20 protein-coding genes are annotated in these 16,256 nt (G+C 45.8%); 3 read left to right on the forward strand and 17 right to left on the reverse strand.

Annotated elements, in window-relative coordinates; all coding sequences use genetic code 11:
- Positions 1-23: 23 nt before the first annotated feature.
- The 12 genes from MKY35_RS21605 to MKY35_RS21660 all read right to left on the reverse strand — a co-directional run bounded on the left by MKY35_RS21605 (position 24) and on the right by MKY35_RS21660 (position 9,858).
- Entirely contained in the window at positions 24-1,427 is a 1,404-nt protein-coding gene (locus tag MKY35_RS21605; protein ID WP_342444786.1) for a DUF4097 family beta strand repeat-containing protein, read from the reverse strand.
- Positions 1,428-1,434: 7 nt separating this feature from the next.
- Complete coding sequence (locus MKY35_RS21610; RefSeq protein WP_342444787.1) at positions 1,435-2,088, reverse strand: hypothetical protein; 654 nt, start codon at positions 2,086-2,088, stop codon at positions 1,435-1,437.
- Between the two features lie 83 nt (positions 2,089-2,171).
- Positions 2,172-2,885: an MgtC/SapB family protein gene (locus MKY35_RS21615; RefSeq protein WP_029517190.1), complete on the reverse strand. Its 714-nt coding sequence runs from the start codon at positions 2,883-2,885 to the stop codon at positions 2,172-2,174.
- Between the two features lie 94 nt (positions 2,886-2,979).
- Positions 2,980-3,441 carry a GNAT family N-acetyltransferase gene (locus MKY35_RS21620; RefSeq protein ID WP_029517189.1) on the reverse strand — a complete coding sequence of 154 codons (462 nt, stop codon included), beginning with the start codon at positions 3,439-3,441 and terminating at the stop codon, positions 2,980-2,982.
- A 129-nt stretch (positions 3,442-3,570) separates the two neighbouring features.
- Positions 3,571-5,016 (reverse strand): Asp-tRNA(Asn)/Glu-tRNA(Gln) amidotransferase subunit GatB, encoded by a 1,446-nt coding sequence (gatB, locus tag MKY35_RS21625; protein ID WP_013311908.1) that lies wholly within the window; start codon positions 5,014-5,016, stop codon positions 3,571-3,573.
- Between the two features lie 26 nt (positions 5,017-5,042).
- Positions 5,043-6,500, reverse strand: coding sequence for an Asp-tRNA(Asn)/Glu-tRNA(Gln) amidotransferase subunit GatA (gatA, locus tag MKY35_RS21630; RefSeq protein WP_342444788.1), 1,458 nt, complete (start codon positions 6,498-6,500; stop codon positions 5,043-5,045).
- 27 nt (positions 6,501-6,527) lie between these two features.
- Complete coding sequence (gene gatC / locus MKY35_RS21635) at positions 6,528-6,815, reverse strand: Asp-tRNA(Asn)/Glu-tRNA(Gln) amidotransferase subunit GatC (RefSeq protein ID WP_013311910.1); 288 nt, start codon at positions 6,813-6,815, stop codon at positions 6,528-6,530.
- 304 nt (positions 6,816-7,119) lie between these two features.
- Complete coding sequence (locus MKY35_RS21640; RefSeq protein ID WP_025675434.1) at positions 7,120-7,506, reverse strand: hypothetical protein; 387 nt, start codon at positions 7,504-7,506, stop codon at positions 7,120-7,122.
- Positions 7,507-7,586: 80 nt separating this feature from the next.
- Positions 7,587-7,796, reverse strand: a complete 210-nt coding sequence (locus MKY35_RS21645; protein WP_342444789.1) for a hypothetical protein — start codon at positions 7,794-7,796, stop codon at positions 7,587-7,589.
- Positions 7,797-8,039: 243 nt separating this feature from the next.
- Positions 8,040-8,669 carry an MBL fold metallo-hydrolase gene (locus MKY35_RS21650; protein ID WP_342444790.1) on the reverse strand — a complete coding sequence of 210 codons (630 nt, stop codon included), beginning with the start codon at positions 8,667-8,669 and terminating at the stop codon, positions 8,040-8,042.
- A 3-nt stretch (positions 8,670-8,672) separates the two neighbouring features.
- Complete coding sequence (locus MKY35_RS21655; RefSeq protein ID WP_039273626.1) at positions 8,673-9,242, reverse strand: thioredoxin family protein; 570 nt, start codon at positions 9,240-9,242, stop codon at positions 8,673-8,675.
- 1 nt (position 9,243) lies between these two features.
- Positions 9,244-9,858, reverse strand: a complete 615-nt coding sequence (locus MKY35_RS21660) for a DedA family protein (RefSeq protein ID WP_029517185.1) — start codon at positions 9,856-9,858, stop codon at positions 9,244-9,246.
- Positions 9,859-10,003: 145 nt separating this feature from the next.
- Here MKY35_RS21660 and MKY35_RS21665 point away from each other — a divergent pair, with 145 nt between their 5' ends.
- The gene (locus MKY35_RS21665; protein ID WP_029517184.1) at positions 10,004-10,327 is read left to right on the forward strand and encodes a hypothetical protein; all 324 of its coding nucleotides are present in this window, start codon (positions 10,004-10,006) and stop codon (positions 10,325-10,327) included.
- Positions 10,328-10,407: 80 nt separating this feature from the next.
- Here MKY35_RS21665 and MKY35_RS21670 read toward each other — a convergent pair whose 3' ends face one another.
- Both MKY35_RS21670 and MKY35_RS21675 read right to left on the reverse strand, forming a co-directional pair.
- A complete protein-coding gene (locus MKY35_RS21670) occupies positions 10,408-11,622 on the reverse strand; it encodes an SAM-dependent methyltransferase (protein ID WP_340956814.1) in 1,215 nt (404 codons plus the stop codon).
- Positions 11,609-12,265 (reverse strand): DUF6483 family protein, encoded by a 657-nt coding sequence (locus tag MKY35_RS21675; RefSeq protein WP_069012001.1) that lies wholly within the window; start codon positions 12,263-12,265, stop codon positions 11,609-11,611. The genes MKY35_RS21670 and MKY35_RS21675 overlap by 14 nt, the downstream gene beginning before the upstream one ends.
- 397 nt (positions 12,266-12,662) lie before the next feature.
- Between MKY35_RS21675 and MKY35_RS21680 the strand changes: the two genes are divergently transcribed.
- The gene (locus MKY35_RS21680) at positions 12,663-13,229 is read left to right on the forward strand and encodes a pyridoxamine 5'-phosphate oxidase family protein (protein WP_039273633.1); all 567 of its coding nucleotides are present in this window, start codon (positions 12,663-12,665) and stop codon (positions 13,227-13,229) included.
- 154 nt (positions 13,230-13,383) lie between these two features.
- Here the strand turns inward: MKY35_RS21680 and MKY35_RS21685 are convergent, their stop codons facing one another.
- Both MKY35_RS21685 and yyaC read right to left on the reverse strand, forming a co-directional pair.
- On the reverse strand, positions 13,384-14,178 hold the full coding sequence (locus MKY35_RS21685) for an alpha/beta hydrolase (protein ID WP_342444791.1): 795 nt from the start codon (positions 14,176-14,178) through the stop codon (positions 13,384-13,386).
- An 88-nt stretch (positions 14,179-14,266) separates the two neighbouring features.
- A complete protein-coding gene (gene yyaC, locus MKY35_RS21690; RefSeq protein ID WP_039273804.1) occupies positions 14,267-14,857 on the reverse strand; it encodes a spore protease YyaC in 591 nt (196 codons plus the stop codon).
- Positions 14,858-14,976: 119 nt separating this feature from the next.
- Here yyaC and MKY35_RS21695 point away from each other — a divergent pair, with 119 nt between their 5' ends.
- Positions 14,977-15,204 (forward strand): DUF1128 domain-containing protein, encoded by a 228-nt coding sequence (locus tag MKY35_RS21695; RefSeq protein WP_029517178.1) that lies wholly within the window; start codon positions 14,977-14,979, stop codon positions 15,202-15,204.
- Between the two features lie 192 nt (positions 15,205-15,396).
- Here MKY35_RS21695 and MKY35_RS21700 read toward each other — a convergent pair whose 3' ends face one another.
- Positions 15,397-16,116: a pirin family protein gene (locus MKY35_RS21700; protein ID WP_342444792.1), complete on the reverse strand. Its 720-nt coding sequence runs from the start codon at positions 16,114-16,116 to the stop codon at positions 15,397-15,399.
- Between the last annotated feature and the right edge of the window lie 140 nt (positions 16,117-16,256).

The raw sequence follows: 16,256 nt of genomic DNA on the forward strand, positions 1-16,256 counted from the left end.
GTACGGTCTACTCAAGTTTCTTGTCAACGCGCCGTATTGTCGCCGGATGTTCCTATAGAGGTATCTGTCTCGGGAGCTCCAGATTCAGCCGGAGAGATTTCAGATGTATCGGGCGCAGTCGTACCCCCGGAATCTTCCAAGTTGGGTAACGACGGCATCAGTAACTTTTTAATGGTTAAATTACTGTTGCCCTCTACGTTGATCGCATACTTGCCTGTCCCGTTTTGGCCTGAAATACTTTTACTGTCTATTTTAAATGGAAAATCGGATTGAAGATTACCATAACTGCTTGAACCCTCTAACTGAAAATCTCCATTCGACGGAAGATCCAATACGATATCACCGACAGCACTGTATATTTTCCAATCTCCGCCCACCTGTTCGCTATGCACTTTGATAGAGCCATTAAGCGAATTTGCATTCAGCTTGGCTGTAGAATTCAGCACATTCATGTCCCCATTCTGAGTATCTACGGTGATATCCCCTTCCGAACGAGCAAGCTGAATATCACCTACCATGGTGTGTAGTGTCACAGCTCCTTCAATATCTCCTGCCTGCATATCGCCACGGTTCGTGCGCACATCTACATCTCCAGAAATCCGATGCAATTTAACCTGACCGTTCAGCGTGCCTCCCTTGACATTGCCGATAGCGTCATTAACGGTGAGATTTCCATTACCGCTCTCGAGCCGAATGCTGTCAATAGCATCAACTCCATTCAAGGTAATATTCCCGTTGGAGGTTCTAATCTGCATATTGAACCGTCGGTCCTCCGGCACGGTGATCAGCATGTTCACACGGGGCTGACGTTTGCTTGATGCTCCGTATGACTGTGCCTCCGGACGAATCTGGATAGTCTTGCCGTCGGTAGAAGTCAGTGAAGAAGCTTGAGCAATCTTGTCCGCTTCGGCAGCAGGCGCTTGATCCACCCATAGAGTCCCTCGTACCTCTATATTGGACACAGGTCGTCTGATCAGTGTTACATCACCATTAACCGAATCAACTATTAAATCGGACGTCTGCATAGTTACAGGTACCAGCACACCACCCATATCATACCGATTCTCTTTAGCCTGGCTAAAATCCATTGAGGCTGACGTCAGATTGAGACTGACCCGGTTCCACAGATACATATAATGATTTTGCTGGGTCACGATAAAAACCGAGGCTACCACTACCAAAGCGGACAGAATCCCCTTTAGGTCAGGTCTGAATCGCCTTCCGTTGTCAGACTTGCCTTCTTTCCGAAAGTACACAGCAAAAAAAATTAGATACTCCAGTCCCCAAAGCACGAAGATTACGGGCCACCAAACGAGGAGTTGAAGCATATATTCAGTATTTTGAAACACATCTACAATAAGCAAAATGCCTACAGCCATCAACAGAAGCGAAGAGGTGTAGCGCCCGACTCTTATTTTACGGTGCACGCCAGCTTCACCCTCTTTCTTTCAACTTTTTACGCTTAAAGGTCAGAAAGGCTTCCCTTAGAAAAAGGAATAAACCGATCATCATTAATAAAATAGCCAGCGTAAGGAATCCATAATCCTCAAAGAAATTGCTCAACCAGCGAGGTTTCATGCGAAACAAAATCATAAGCCCACCGCCTGCCACCATCAGCACAGCAAAAGCAAAGCCTCTCTCCCACGTATAAAAAGGACTACTTTGCTGGCCTCTAGCATCCATTCGTACATAACGATCAGGCTTACGTCGATAGCGAACCATATAATCTGCAGACTGTAAGACATCATATACATTATAAAAATATAAAACAGGTATGAACAATCCAAGCAAAATAAGTAATGGAATGTTGATCCTTAAGCCGTCAGAGGAAACATACAGCATCGCAAAAATATCTAGCAGGAGCAATACAATAAAACTAAGCCCCCTGATAAACAGTCCTAAAAAAAGATGTCCCAGTCCGGGTAACAATGCCGCCATGATAATGGCAATCACTTTGCGAAATTTAGCATATTTTAGACGCTTCCCCTGTCTGGGTTGTTCCCGCTGTTCCGATGCTTGTAGCTGTCCAGCCTCTCCAGACGGTAACGGTTGTTCCGAGTTCATGCCATCCTCCCCTTTGAATCCCATACGTGGTTCCGCTGAAAAACACTTCAATGCTTACATAGTACCCCAATCAGATTTAAGAGTAACTGTTAAAAAAAGGTATCCTATTACTCAACAGAGACTGCAGCTATATCTTCCCATTGTCGTAAATCTGCTGCAATACGTACAGGATTAAAATCATGACGGGCCAGCACCTCTAGGGAAACCTCCATACTCTGCCGATCTGGGTGTAATTCGTGAAATGGGACATTTTCATGTTCCTTAATCATTATTTTACGTATTTCCACTTTTTCTTGCTCTAAATAAGTCGAAATCTGATCCAGCAATCCGTGAGAGGCCAATCCGTACAATGTAATAAGATGGCGCTTGCGTCCACGCATATACCGAAGTTCAACTTTGTTAAACACCCATAAATTTAAAAATACGAGCACTGTCGCCGCTATAGATGGGAAATAAAAGCCTGCTCCGACCCCAAGGCCAATAGCAGCCACGACCCAAATGGAAGCCGCAGTCGTTAGTCCGGTAATGGATTTACCTGTGAACATAATCGTTCCTGCACCCAAAAAGCCTACGCCAGTGATCACAGCGGTAGCCAAACGAGCGGGATCTATGCGTACATTAGCTTCTTTAATAAAATCGGCAAAGCCGTAAATGGAGAGTAGCATAATCAGCGTCGAACCAAGGCTGACCATAATATGAGTCCTCAAACCAGCTGCGTGATTGGAACGCTCGCGTTCAAACCCAATGAATCCACCGAGAAGCATGGACAGTAAAAGCCGTAAAATGATATGTGAATCGTCTATAATCCACGGATTATTCATTCGAGTCTCTCCTCCCGGTTATGTCGTGCTTCCCACTCCGGGTGCGCGGTTTGTGGGTTATGTGCATTTTTAATGTCAATTTGATATCTCAATGCTATTCCACCTTATGCAGATGGTAGGTAGTTAATTCCACGCCTGGAGCGACCTCAGCCGCAGATACGGGGCGAAAGCCATGTTTTCGATATAATGCCACCGCAGGAGTATTTAGAGTTCCTGTAGAGACGATAAACAACGGGATATTTTGATATTCATTCAAAACATGCTTCATTAAAGAATCTGCAATGCCTTTACGAAAATGATCTGGGTGAACCATCATACGTGTAAGGGTAAGCGAATCGGGCGATTCAGACTGCACAGCCAGTGCTCCTAGCAATTCACCGTCCTCCAGCCACCCATAAAAAGACTCTCCACAGCTTCTCAGCGTATCCAATGTATCCATCAGTGGAGGAATTTCATCAAACCCAATCAGCTCAGCTTCCAGCCTATAGGCAACATGCTGTAGACGCCATATCTGACTGACGATATCATCATCTTCCAATGAACATAGGGTAACCATGCTGTTTTCCCTCCTAAGGAAACTCATAAAATGCCATCAGGTTCTAAAGCTTGTTCGCGCCAACCATTCTTAGAAGCTATGCAAAAGGGGCCTGTCCCTAAAAGACAAGCCCCTGTCAAATCCATGCCATTAGCGGTTCAGCACTTCCGTCAGCAACTTATTAGCAAGGCCAGGGTTTGCCTTCCCCTTGCTCTCCTTCATCACTTGACCGACTAGGAAGCCGATGGCCTTTTGCTTGCCAGCTTTGTAATCCTCAACTGATTGCGGGTTAGCTGCTACAACTTGTTCGACAATTGTAAGGATCGCACCCTCATCACTGATTTGTACAAGCCCTTTTTCTTCAACAATTTGCTGTGGCAGTTTATCACTTTCCAGCATTTCCTTGAAGACCGTTTTAGCGATTTTGCTATTGATCGTTCCCTTCTCCAGCAGTCCGATCATTTCACCCAAGCCCCGACCGGTCAATTTAACCTGCGACAGTTCCACACCGGCACTGTTCAAATAACCGAGTAGATCCCCCATAATCCAGTTGGATACTGCTTTGGCATCCTTGGTGAATTGAAGGCTATCCTCGAACAAATCGGCCAATGGCTTGGAGGACGTAATCACCTGGGCATCATACTCAGGTAATCCATATTCCGAAGTGTAGCGTGCTTTACGCTGGTCAGGCAATTCAGGAATCGAAGCACGGATGCGCTCTTTCCATTCCTCATCTATATGCAGTGTAACAAGATCCGGGTCTGGGAAATAACGATAGTCATGGGCCTGTTCTTTACCACGCATGGATAAAGTTTTACCTTGTGCTTCATCCCAACGACGTGTCTCCTGTACAATTGTTCCGCCTTCGTCCAGCGTCTGCTCCTGCCGGAACTGCTCATATTCCAGTCCGCGCTGTACGCCACGGAAGGAGTTCATGTTTTTCAGTTCCGCTTTAGTTCCTAGCTCTTTTTGTCCATGCGGACGAAGACTGATATTCGCGTCGCAGCGAAGTGATCCTTCCTCCATCTTCACATCGGATACGTCACAATACTGCATAATGGCACGTATTTTTTCCAGATAGGCCTTGGCTTCTTCCGGCGAAGATATTTCCGGTTCCGAAACGATCTCGACCAATGGTGTGCCGACCCGATTAAAATCGACCAAAGATGCGTAGCCACCATCAACATGTGTTAATTTCCCTGCGTCCTCTTCCAGATGCAGTCGAGTAATACCGATACGCTTTGTCTCACCATTCACTTCAATATCAATCCAGCCATTTTCGCCAATGGGTTGATCGTATTGTGAGATTTGGTAGGCCTTAGGTGAATCGGGGTAAAAATAGTTCTTGCGGTCAAACTTGCTCACATCAGCAATGGTGCAATTCAGCGCCATTGCTGCTTTCATCGCATAATCAACGGCCTGACGGTTCAATACCGGCAATACCCCTGGATGACCGAGACAGACCGGACATGTATGAGAGTTGGGTGGTGCTCCGAAGGATGTCGAGCATCCACAGAATATTTTAGACTTCGTATGCAATTCCACGTGCACTTCAAGTCCGATGACCGTCTCATACTTGGATGTAGTTGTAGACATGAATAGGTTCCCTCCTTTTTGGCAAATTACAGCTGCGGACGCTGCTTGTGAAATTCGGTATTTTGTTCAAAAGCATGAGCTACGCGTAGCACGGAAGACTCGTCAAAGGCTTTTCCGATGATTTGTAGTCCGACTGGCATTCCATCCGCTAGACCACACGGAATGCTGATGGCTGGCACACCAGCCAAGCTCACCGGAATCGTCAAAATATCGTTCAAATACATTGTTAATGGATCGTCCACTTGCGAGCCGATTTTGAAAGCAGTTGTCGGTGCAGTAGGTCCGATAATCACATCATATTGTTCAAATACACGATCAAAATCCTGTTTAATCAGTGTGCGCACTTTTTGAGCTTTCAAATAATAAGCATCGTAGTACCCAGAGCTGAGCGCATAGGTACCTAGCATAATCCGACGCTTCACCTCAGGGCCAAAACCCTGCGTACGGGACTGATGGTATAGATCAAGCAGGTTGTCTGGATTGTCAGAACGCACACCATAGCGCACGCCGTCAAAACGGGCCAGATTGGATGACGCTTCGGATGAAGCCAGCAGATAATATGTAGCTACCGCATATTCTGTGTGAGGGAGAGATACTTCTTCCCAAACAGCACCCAGTCCTTCCAACGTTTTCAGTGCATCCAGCACCTTCTCCTTGACCTGAGGATCGACGCCCTCACCAAGATACTCTTTAGGCACAGCGATACGAAGTCCTTTTACATCTCCTGTTAAAGCGTTCAAATAATCAGGAATGTCTACATTTGCAGAAGTGGAGTCCTTCTGGTCATAGCCTGCAATGGCTTGTAGGACATAGGCCGAATCCTGAACATTTTTAGTAATGGGTCCAATTTGGTCTAAAGAGGAGGCAAAAGCCACCAGTCCAAAACGGGATACTAGACCATAGGTTGGTTTCAGGCCAACTACTCCGCAGTAAGAAGCGGGCTGGCGAATGGAACCCCCTGTATCCGAGCCGAGCGTGAAATAAGCCTCACCCGCTGCAACAGCCGCAGCCGAGCCGCCACTGGAACCACCGGGAACACGTTCTAAATCCCAAGGGTTACGTGCAGGGAAAAAGCTGGAGTTCTCGTTAGAGCCGCCCATGGCGAATTCGTCCATGTTCATTTTACCGAGTGTCACGGTTTGCGCTGCACGTAACTTGCTAACAACTGTAGCATCGTAGACGGGATCAAAATTTTTCAAAAACTGACTGCCACATGTTGTACGCAGCCCCTCTGTCACAATATTATCCTTAATGCCAACTGGCAGACCAAACAACAACCCTCTTTCCTCCCCGGAAATCAGTTGATCATCCAGCTGACGTGCGGATGCACGGGCCTGTTCCTCGTCAACGGTAATATAAGCTCTGATCTTGTCTTCCCGCGCACCAATTGTCTCCAGAGCGTGTCCTACCAGATCACTCACGGAAATTTCCTTTTGATGCAGCTTGTTATGTATCTCGGGCAATGTGTTATTGAACAAGCTCAATTTGCATCCTCCTTTCAAATATGAGATCTATTCCAGAACAGCAGGAACCTTAAACTGTCCGTCTTCTTCTTCAGGTGCATTGCGCATCACTTGCTCATGTGTCAAACTTTCGCGAACTTCGTCGTCTCGCATGACATTGCTGACGTGCAGCACATGAGTGGTCGGCTTTACCTGCTCCGTATCCAGCTCATTCAGCTTCTCCGCATAATGGAGAATGGCGTTTAATTGTCCTGTCATCGTTTCTTCCTCAGCCGCGGTCAGATTCAACCTGGACAGCTTGGCTACATGACGGACATCTTCCGTGGAAATGTTCATACAAAACCCTCCTCATGTATATGAGGATTTTGCAAAAAATTCAATAAGCGACTGAAATCGAATTTTGCAAAATCCTGATATTAAAAAATGCTGCACCGAACTTTGAAATAACGTTTTTAATTATAGGATAGAACCCTTTACAATTCAATCTTTGACGCGGTACAGAAGCAAACTGCACTTTGATGAGGTAAATGTTGCTAAAAGAATATAAAAAAAGCACCTTTCGGTGCTCTTTCGTGAAAACTATAGGAGCTGAGATTGTGCCCTTTATATATTCTTAAAAAGAATCGACCGTAGCCGACTCCTATATCCAAGCACGCAAATTGACTTGTCTGATAAAATCAGCCTGTGACAACAACTCCGCCGCGGTTTCTTCTTCCTCAGTCTCTACCGAATCAATACCACCGTTCATCACATGCATGAACAGTTGCTCATTATGGGTAGCAAGGGCGTAATCTATCAGCGCTTCACGCTCAATCCGCTCGGCTTCCAGCTTGAGAATACTCTCTTCCAGCTCGATGTCTCCGGATGGTACAAAAAAATTGCGGTTCACCTTCGGTACGCGAATGACATAGTCAAAAGCATTGTCCGCATTACGGTCGTAAGCAATGATATAACCATGTTCGCCCACAGGAAGATTCTGCTCAAAAGCATCCGCGACGATCATAATTCTAGCTCCTAAATGATGCATCGTTAGCCCCCCCGTTTGTCTGAACTTATCTGCTAAGTCTACTAAAAAAAAAGTAGCTTGTCTATATCATCTATGTATCTTCATAATCGACCGTCTCCACGTCCCAACCTGTGTTCATCCAGCCTCACATGCCAGTTTTGTGTAGAGATTCCGCCCCGTCGTTTCACCTTTTTCCAAGTTATGATCTTCGGCTCGGAATCTGCCACAGAATCTTCAATATCTATTACATTGGGAACACGGAAACTACCTCCAATCTCACGTTGTACCCCATATATATGTTTTCTTTTCATTCTTGCTCCCCCTTGTGATCTGACGGCCTCATGCCTCTTTATCCTCTTAATGGGCAAAAAAAAGAACGCAAACCGGGATTCATCCACAGCTTGCGTGCTTCGCGAGTTTAGTATGTAACTTCAATAAATTTATGTTAACAAAAATAAAAACCTTTGTCTATACATAATTTATAATTTGTTGTCGAAATGGGGCAAAACCTGTCACACCTTTGATTTTGCCCCTACTGAAAACATTCATCACATTTACCGGATATACGGATTGTTAGCTTTCTCATAACCGATGGACGTTTTGGGACCGTGACCGGAATAGACTGTAACGTCATCTCCGAGTGGAAACAATTTGTTCTGAATAGAATCGTATAGATCCCGTTCGCGGCCGCCCGTCAGATCCGTGCGTCCAACGCCCTGACGAAATAGCACATCCCCGGAAAAAAGATCTTTGCCGCATAAAAAGCTGACACTTCCGGGTGAATGGCCCGGTGTATGGAAAACCCGGAACGTGTGACCGATCAAGTTCAATTGTTGACCTTCTGCCAAGTCATATTCGGCTGGTTCCGTCGAGATCGGAGGGGATGCCTCTGGCCACATCAAGGAGCCATTCAGCTTAGGAGATGTAAGCCAGTCTTGCTCCAAGGCGTGCAGATAAACCGGGCAGCCTTTGACATTGCGAATCTCCTCTACTCCTCCGATATGGTCAAAATGGGCATGCGTCAGCAGGATAGCTTCAATGGTCAGTGGCTCAATGGCTCTCAGCAAAGGACCCGGATTCATCCCTGGATCAATAATAACAGCGCGCTTCGGATCATCTCCTTGAAGCAAATAAGCATTCGTCTGGAGCGGGCCGAGATTAAAGCTGCGAATAGATAATGTCATAAGTTAAAATCCCGAGATCAGCTCGCGTAATTCCTGAACAATTACAGGATGGACCTCGGTTCCCTCCCCATATTTTTCAGCCATTTCTTTACGAGCAACTGCGATTTTTTCTTGATAATCATCGGCTTCCCGATCTGGATTTTCACGTTTGAATGCGATCATAATTTGTTGGACATGTGCAGGGCGTGGTCCCCAGTGGCCAAGTACATGACCTCCCGTATCCGCAAAAATCACAATCGGCACAGCACGTCCGCCCATTGTCAGGAAGTCGTCCATCAGCGCCTGATGATTTTCCAGAATCAATACTTCAGTTGGAATACCGCTATTCTCCAACGCGCGGAACACAACTGGCACATTGCGTACTACATCCCCACACCAGTCGGCAGCCAATATAAGCACACGCAGATCATCACGATGGTTCAGGCTTTCAAAAAACTCCCGATCCTCTTCGCTGCTCCACACAAACTGATCGTATCCAGAGCGGAAGGCTTCTTTGTTCTTTTCCATGCCCTCCATAAATTGTTCAGGACTCAAACCCTTTCCGAAATATTGCGATACGTTAGTACGGCTCATGTTATACACTTCCTTTTTTGTTTTTGGCTACAATCCATTTGATAACAAAATAAATGATCAAGAGCGCAAGAGCAACCAGCAAAATCGGTTTGATGTAAGGTGCTGCCACTTCGTCAATTTGTTCCCACTTGTCTCCCAACAGCATACCTAAATATATAAACAAAACAGACCAAGGTATAATCGCCAGCGTTGTCAAAATAATAAAGCGCCATACGTTCATTCGAGCCAACCCGGCAGGGATTGAGATCGCGTGACGAACAACAGGGATAAAGCGAGCTGTAAAAATGACCCCTGTGCCATATTTATTGAACCAGGCTTCAGCGTGGTCAACATGACTTTTTTTAATGAGTATGTATTTCCCATACTTATCTAAAACGGGTCTGCCGCCATAGCGTCCAATCCAGTAAATGAACAGCTGGGCCAGCACCCCGCCAATCGTTCCAAACACGACTGCGCCAAAAAAATTAATATGACCCGAGGACACTAAAAAACCGCCATAAGCGAGGACTATTTCACTTGGAATGACCTCCACCATCAAGCCTAGCATAATACCAAAATACCCAAGACTACGAATGATCTCAAACAAATAATTAATGATACTAGATATTTGGTCCATCTCTCTTCCCACTCCCTGCCTGTTTCTCTATTTTCATTTAGTGTATCACAGCGGCAGAACAAGTCGCCACTTCGTCCAAAAAGGGAAGTCAGTGACCCCGGATCCTCTGCCCGCATAAGTTGTGAGAGAGAGGAGGGGGTACAATATGCCTCCCGGCAAATTCCCCAAACATGACAATTCACAATCCCGATTACCCACGGCTCGTGGTATCCGCCGCGCATGTACCAAAGAGTTGTATCGAACCTGCAAACGTCTGCCTGTTCACATTGCCCCTGATCTGGTCAAGCAGGGCGAAGAACTATACTGCCGCAAGGTCGTCGGACACCTTATCTGGATTGCGGAAAACCATAGTAATCGCAAACTACTGTGCGACTGGTGGGATGAAGATGTCAGCGAGGAGCTCGCGGCATTGTGGAAGGTGGATCGCGATGTCTTGTGCACCGCTTTTAGAAATGCCTATGGCGGATAGATGTTTGCGTACTGCAACCATGAACTGTGAACTACAAAAAAGTGGAGCCACCCCGCAGTGGCTCCACTTTTACTATATTCCTAGCTATGTGTCTGCTTTTTCCCCGCTCCTTCGGGAAGCAAGTCCGCACAAGCGCGTTCCAAATAAGGATCAGCATGAATAAAATCCCGAAATGCTGTGTATTCACGCCACAGAACGGATTGTTCTCCCGCTTGCCCTTTGACGGCACGAATCAGAATATTTTTAGGTGTATGCTCCATGTCGATAAATTCCAATAGCTGTGTCCGATATCCCATCATATCCAGCAGTTTGGCCCGGATTCCATCCGTTGCCAGTGCAGAAAAACGCTCCTTTAAAATGCCGTGGGAAAGCAACGGCTCCAATACCGGATTTTCCAGTTGGTTAAACAGCTCATGCTGGCAACACGGAACCGACAAAATGACGGAAGCACCCCAGCGAACAGCCTTTTCCAGCGCCGCATCTGTTGCAGTATCACAAGCGTGCAAGGTAACAACCATATCCACCTGTTCCAGTTCGTTATAGTCTGCGATATCACCGACCAGAAACTCCAACTGTCGATATTGCAGCTTTTGAGCCAGAACATTACAGGTTTCAATGACATCTGCCTTCAAGTCCAAACCAACGATCTGCAATGGTCGCTTTTGCTGTACAGCCAAATAATGATACAACGCAAAGGTCAAATACGATTTGCCACAGCCAAAATCCACAATCGTCAATGGGCGGCCTACCGGAAGGCTAGGTAATACATCCTGCACCATTTCGAGAAACCGGTTAATTTGACGAAACTTATCATACTTGCGGGCCAGTACCTTACCATCCTCATTCATAATCCCCAGCTCAATCAGGAAAGGAATTCGTTCCCCTTCTTCGAGCACATATTGCTTTTTGCGATTATGAGACAGGTCGGCTTTACTTTTGCTCGGTGACTTTGTCAGAATGGATACTTTATATTTTTTACTGATCAGCACTTGGTAGTCTGCATCCTTGGCGCATAAAAGTCCTTGGCGGAACGTGTCCTCAAACAAGGCAGTCATACGCTCATTAGCTTCGTCAGGGGTCAGATTTTCATGAATGACTTTGTTGCTGTAATGAAAAGCAAACTGGTAATGCAGCTTGTTTTTCAATTCTACAGGTTTGATTTGTACTTTAGTAAAAGAAGCATCCTCCCGTTTGCGAAGCTGACTCAGCGTCGCTGTTATAAGGGATCCTCCCGTGGTCAATTGGTATATAAGTTCGCGCAGTGAATCCAAAAGGTACATCTCACTTTCTTTCATGTAATTGGGTGATCTCGGTCAAACCCTCGGTGACTTCCTGGCGTGAAATTCCACCCAGCTCCAGCTCTGCATTGGTCTTATCCAGTAATTGACTATAAAACGTCTCCGCTTCCGCTAGCAGCTCTGGCTGCTCCCATGCCAATCCAAACCAGACATCGGCGGCTTCGTCCAACCTGTTTTCTCGCTCGTAATGAACAGCCAGCAGCTTGCTGGTTTCAGGGGGGAGCTCATATTCGCGCACCAGCTTCACGATACACGCTATTCGTTCAGGCAGGACCTGCAGATCACGAGTCGCGCCATTCGTATCGCTGTACAAATATAAATGAAGAGATTTCATCAAGATTCGTATACCTTCGTCTGTTCTGCTGGTTTCCAGGTAAATCGCGGCTTCTTCCTCCAAAATGCGAGCCACCTGCTGAAGCTTATCCGCTTCAATTCCAGGGCCCAATCGGAAAAGCTCAATAATTTGTTCCGGCGGCAATCGTCTGAGCAGATCTGAACGAAGACGAAACTGCTTGTTGAGCAGGTCATCTAGCTGTTTCAGCGCTTCGATGTGTTTATTTTCGCGCCTAAGACCGAGCACCGATGCTACTGCGGATGTCAATTCTTCCATCATACTGAGCAAATAGTCTTTTCTAAGCAAGCCGTTCCCTTCCTTTCATCCCGATGCCTAGACAACCAGAAACTTCTGTCTTCTGATTGTATGACATCCTTGTCTAAAAGCCAAATGCCACCGCCATGCCGCAATTTCATTTAACACAATTACAAATACTTTATAGCATCAAAGATTCGACACTCAGAAATCACGTATGGCACGTAACATTCCGTTAGTACAGTGTTTTGTAGCCGATCATGGACTAACGAAATAGAGTATTTGAAAATTTGATATTGATTCTCCGTTAGTCTCGTGTTATTTTTGTTTCATGAGAAACAAAAATAATCGTTATTATTATTTATTGATTCATATAATAAAATAAAATATTTATTTTCACTCGAAACAAAATTATGCATTGATATTTTACAGGGGAGGATGTTTAAGTATGGGAAAAAAATTCAGTTCGATACTACCGGAATATAAAGAGTTCATACAGCGACAGCATATTTTCTTTGTAGGATCAGCACCGATATCCGAGACGGGGCATGTGAATATTTCCCCCAAGGGATATGATTCCTTTCGTATTTTGTCAGATCAGGAGGTAGCCTATCTCGACTTGTCGGGAAGTGGCAACGAAACAAGTGCGCACATTATAGAGAACGGACGGGTAACCATCATGTTCTGTGCATTTGAAGGCGAGCCCAGTGTATTAAGACTCTATGGTACTGGCACAGTCGTGTTGCCCAATACAAAGCGTTGGAATGAGCTGTATCCTCTCTTTAATCCACTTCCTGGAGCAAGACAAATCATAGTAGTTGATGTTCATATGGTGCAGGATTCATGTGGTTTTGCAGTTCCCTTCATGACTTACACGAGCGAACGGGAAAAGCTGAAGGACGTGGCGATTCAGATGGGCGAAGAAGTACTTAAAAAGTATGCATACGAGAAAAGTTTAGAGAGTATTGATGGTTTGCCGACGGCGTTTGCCTTGAACAAAAATAATATGACTTAGGTATTCTGCACATTAACCGATATGATACAACAAGTCAGCAAAATTCAAATAAACTGAATGTATAGTGACCACATCTAAAAACAATTTGCATACAAGAAACCGGAACCTTCTGATGATCACATCAAAGGGTTCCGGTTTTTGGGCTTACCTTAGTCTACTTTTTCAAGTTTTGCTCCAAAAACGCCAAGATAGCATTAGCTAATATCTCCGGTGCCTCAAACAGGCTCATGTGACCTGCTTCCGGCAGGGTAACCTGAGTTACTCCGGCCCGATCTGTTGTAAACGTCCGCGCTGGAGGAACCGCCTGATCCTGCTCCCCCGCTACTAAAAGGGCCGGCAAGGCAGAAGCTGACAACACATCCCGTCGGTCAGGACGCTCGCGCATAGCCAATGATGCTCCTACAGCTCCTTGCGGAGGTGTTTTGTAGCCAATTTCTTTGACTTTAAGTAATTGGCTGGACATCGACTCCACATGATCAGGAGCAAACAGTCCCGGTACGAGTCCATCTACAAAAGTGGTAATCCCCTCCGTTTGGATGGTGGATACAGCCTTGTTACGCTTTTCTTTACCTTCGTCCGTATCTGCAAAAGCTGTGGAATGAATCAGTCCAAATGCTGTAAGGTGCTCTGCATGTCTCTGCACTGCCGAAAGGGCTAAATAGCCTCCTAGGGAGTGACCAAACCAGGCAGCCTGAGGGATGTCCAATTGTTCTTGAAGTTTAAGCACATCATCTGCCATTTGACCAATCGTATAGGCTCCTAGTGGAGCATCGCTGCGTCCGTGTCCACGCAAGTCTGGAACAATACAACGATAGCTTGGGGACAGCAAGGGAACAACCTCATCCCAATAGGAGGAGCTTCCGCAAAATCCGTGCAATAGAATGATCGGATCTCCTTTTCCCTGTTCGGCATAGCAGATCGTCGTTCCTTCGCATAATACCTTTTCCATGTGGAACCCTTCCTTCTCTGTATATAATCTATTGGATCTGAATATATTAGTGAGTAGAACATGCTGATGTATATTATTAAGCAGACGATCAATATCTGAAACGGTAACCCTCTGGAAAATCTTGCGAAGCTGTTTTTAAGCCAAATTCACAAGCCGCCGCATTAGCAATATGCGCAGCCATTGTCATGACTAAGTGAAGCGAAGTCATTTGGAGTGTCCAATAGGGTTTGGGACTGCGCTCATTCACAATCGCTGCAACACTATAATGACCCACAGACGGCAGAGACAGCCCTACCGATCGCGCAGGAGTTAGCGGTTCACACGCAATAAGAAACATTCCCGTTGAGCCGTGCTGTCCAAGACAAGCATCTATGGCGATCACATGATGATCTTGGGGAATGCACTCCAAGTATGGAACCAGATGATCCGCATCACAGGGCTCCGACATTGTCCCAATCACGTGCGGAAAACCTTGCTCCTTGAGCATGGTGCCTACCAGTGGCCCCAGTGAATCACCCGACGAGCGATCTGTACCGATACAAACAAAAGTCAACTTATCTATAGCATGCTGATGATGAATTTCTCGGAAAAACGGCGCGAGTCCATCTCGATCTGTTTTCTTTACATTATGTTCTAAGGACGAGCGTCCGGGTGCGGAAGCTCGATTATACAAAGACAACTTTGTCCATCCTCCTTGATTCGGTTGTATATTGGTAATCTGGCTTTCAGTACATTCTACAACAAAAACATGATACAATACAGGCAACTTCCCCTGTTATGAAAGGATGGAAATTAACGATGGATTTGTCTGTACCGTCTCATGCCAACATTGAGTATATGATTGAGGGCATTAAAACCAAGCTCCGTATGGCGAGTGGTGCTGCTATGCAAGCTTCCGCTTTCTCGCTGGAGCAATACGAGGACATCCATGATGTCTATGATATGGTGATAAACAAGCCTAACCTGAGCATTTCCGAGGTTGAAGCTATTGTTTCTGAACTGGGTAGATTGCGTAAGTCCTCCTGAATCAGCCTATAGGAATACAGCTTAGCTGTATTACAACCTATCATCATGAGCAACAGCCTTCATGCCAGTGGCCCTGTCACCGTAAATAAAGCTCGTATCTCCGCTCGCTTCAACAGACGCGCAACGGGGATACGAGCTTTATTTTTCGATTGCATATACGCATTTTCATACACTTCTTCACTCAAGGATGCTTCAAGGTAAATCTGCTAACACCAGTTCAGATATATCCTCATTACCTGTAGCTAGTACCTTTAATGTACAACTTTTTTGAATTCGTGCAGCATCACCAGGCCCTAACTGAAAATCTCCATCCTGGCACGTAACTTCCACATGACCGCTAACTACATAAATGTGGGTGCGGCGCTCCTCTTGCTGCGGATATTCAAGCTGCTGGCCTTTTTCCAATCTGCTCAGGTACAGATTTATATCCTGCGCGATGGATAACGTTCCCTCCACTTCTGAACCAGACACAACAGGCTGAAGCCGATTTAGGCGTTCACTGTGCTTGAATCTTTGCACCTGATAAGAAGGCTGAATGCCAGGGCTCTCGGGTAAAAACCACATCTGTAAAAAGCGAACCGGTCTTTCATCCCCAGTATTTCGCTCTTCATGTTCAATCCCGGTGCCTGCACTCAGAACCTGAATCGAGCCGCTTTTTAAATCCTGCTCATGTCCCAAACTGTCGCTATGATGCAATTGGCCTTCAATTACATAAGTGACGATTTCCAAATCGTGATGCGGATGTCTTTTGAAGCCTTGCTGCGGTTCAAGTTTGTTATCATTATGGGCTAGCATACAACCAAAATGGGCATTGCTCGGATCTTCATAATCGGCAAATGAAAAGCTAAACTCACTATGAATCCATCCTTTATTTGAGGTATGTCTTTCTGCCGATGTCACTATTTTAATCATCCTTAACACCTCCATGGATTACAGTTCCGTAAAGCAGCCTTGCTTCGTGATGATTATTCCACTTTCGGCCCTGGCATTACAAACACTGTGATACGATCCCTTTACCCCGGGCTTAAATGCCTCAATCAGCCTGTCGTCTC

The organism is Paenibacillus sp. FSL L8-0638, from assembly GCF_038593075.1.
GTDB classification, from domain to species: domain Bacteria; phylum Bacillota; class Bacilli; order Paenibacillales; family Paenibacillaceae; genus Paenibacillus; species Paenibacillus polymyxa_D.

Coding starts and splice junctions, on each gene's coding strand:
- MKY35_RS21660 (WP_029517185.1), bottom strand. CDS start 9,858: ATGGACCAAATATCTAGTATCATTAATTATTTGTTTGAGATCATTCGT.
- MKY35_RS21670 (WP_340956814.1), bottom strand. CDS start 11,622: ATGAAAGAAAGTGAGATGTACCTTTTGGATTCACTGCGCGAACTTATA.
- MKY35_RS21665 (WP_029517184.1), top strand. CDS start 10,004: ATGCCTCCCGGCAAATTCCCCAAACATGACAATTCACAATCCCGATTA.
- MKY35_RS21615 (WP_029517190.1), bottom strand. CDS start 2,885: ATGAATAATCCGTGGATTATAGACGATTCACATATCATTTTACGGCTT.
- MKY35_RS21655 (WP_039273626.1), bottom strand. CDS start 9,242: ATGAGCCGTACTAACGTATCGCAATATTTCGGAAAGGGTTTGAGTCCT.
- MKY35_RS21620 (WP_029517189.1), bottom strand. CDS start 3,441: ATGGTTACCCTATGTTCATTGGAAGATGATGATATCGTCAGTCAGATA.
- MKY35_RS21640 (WP_025675434.1), bottom strand. CDS start 7,506: ATGCATCATTTAGGAGCTAGAATTATGATCGTCGCGGATGCTTTTGAG.
- MKY35_RS21680 (WP_039273633.1), top strand. CDS start 12,663: ATGGGAAAAAAATTCAGTTCGATACTACCGGAATATAAAGAGTTCATA.
- MKY35_RS21685 (WP_342444791.1), bottom strand. CDS start 14,178: ATGGAAAAGGTATTATGCGAAGGAACGACGATCTGCTATGCCGAACAG.
- gatB (WP_013311908.1), bottom strand. CDS start 5,016: ATGTCTACAACTACATCCAAGTATGAGACGGTCATCGGACTTGAAGTG.
- MKY35_RS21650 (WP_342444790.1), bottom strand. CDS start 8,669: ATGACATTATCTATTCGCAGCTTTAATCTCGGCCCGCTCCAGACGAAT.
- gatC (WP_013311910.1), bottom strand. CDS start 6,815: ATGAACATTTCCACGGAAGATGTCCGTCATGTAGCCAAGCTGTCCAGG.
- MKY35_RS21645 (WP_342444789.1), bottom strand. CDS start 7,796: ATGAAAAGAAAACATATATATGGGGTACAACGTGAGATTGGAGGTAGT.
- MKY35_RS21610 (WP_342444787.1), bottom strand. CDS start 2,088: ATGGGATTCAAAGGGGAGGATGGCATGAACTCGGAACAACCGTTACCG.
- MKY35_RS21700 (WP_342444792.1), bottom strand. CDS start 16,116: ATGATTAAAATAGTGACATCGGCAGAAAGACATACCTCAAATAAAGGA.
- MKY35_RS21695 (WP_029517178.1), top strand. CDS start 14,977: ATGGATTTGTCTGTACCGTCTCATGCCAACATTGAGTATATGATTGAG.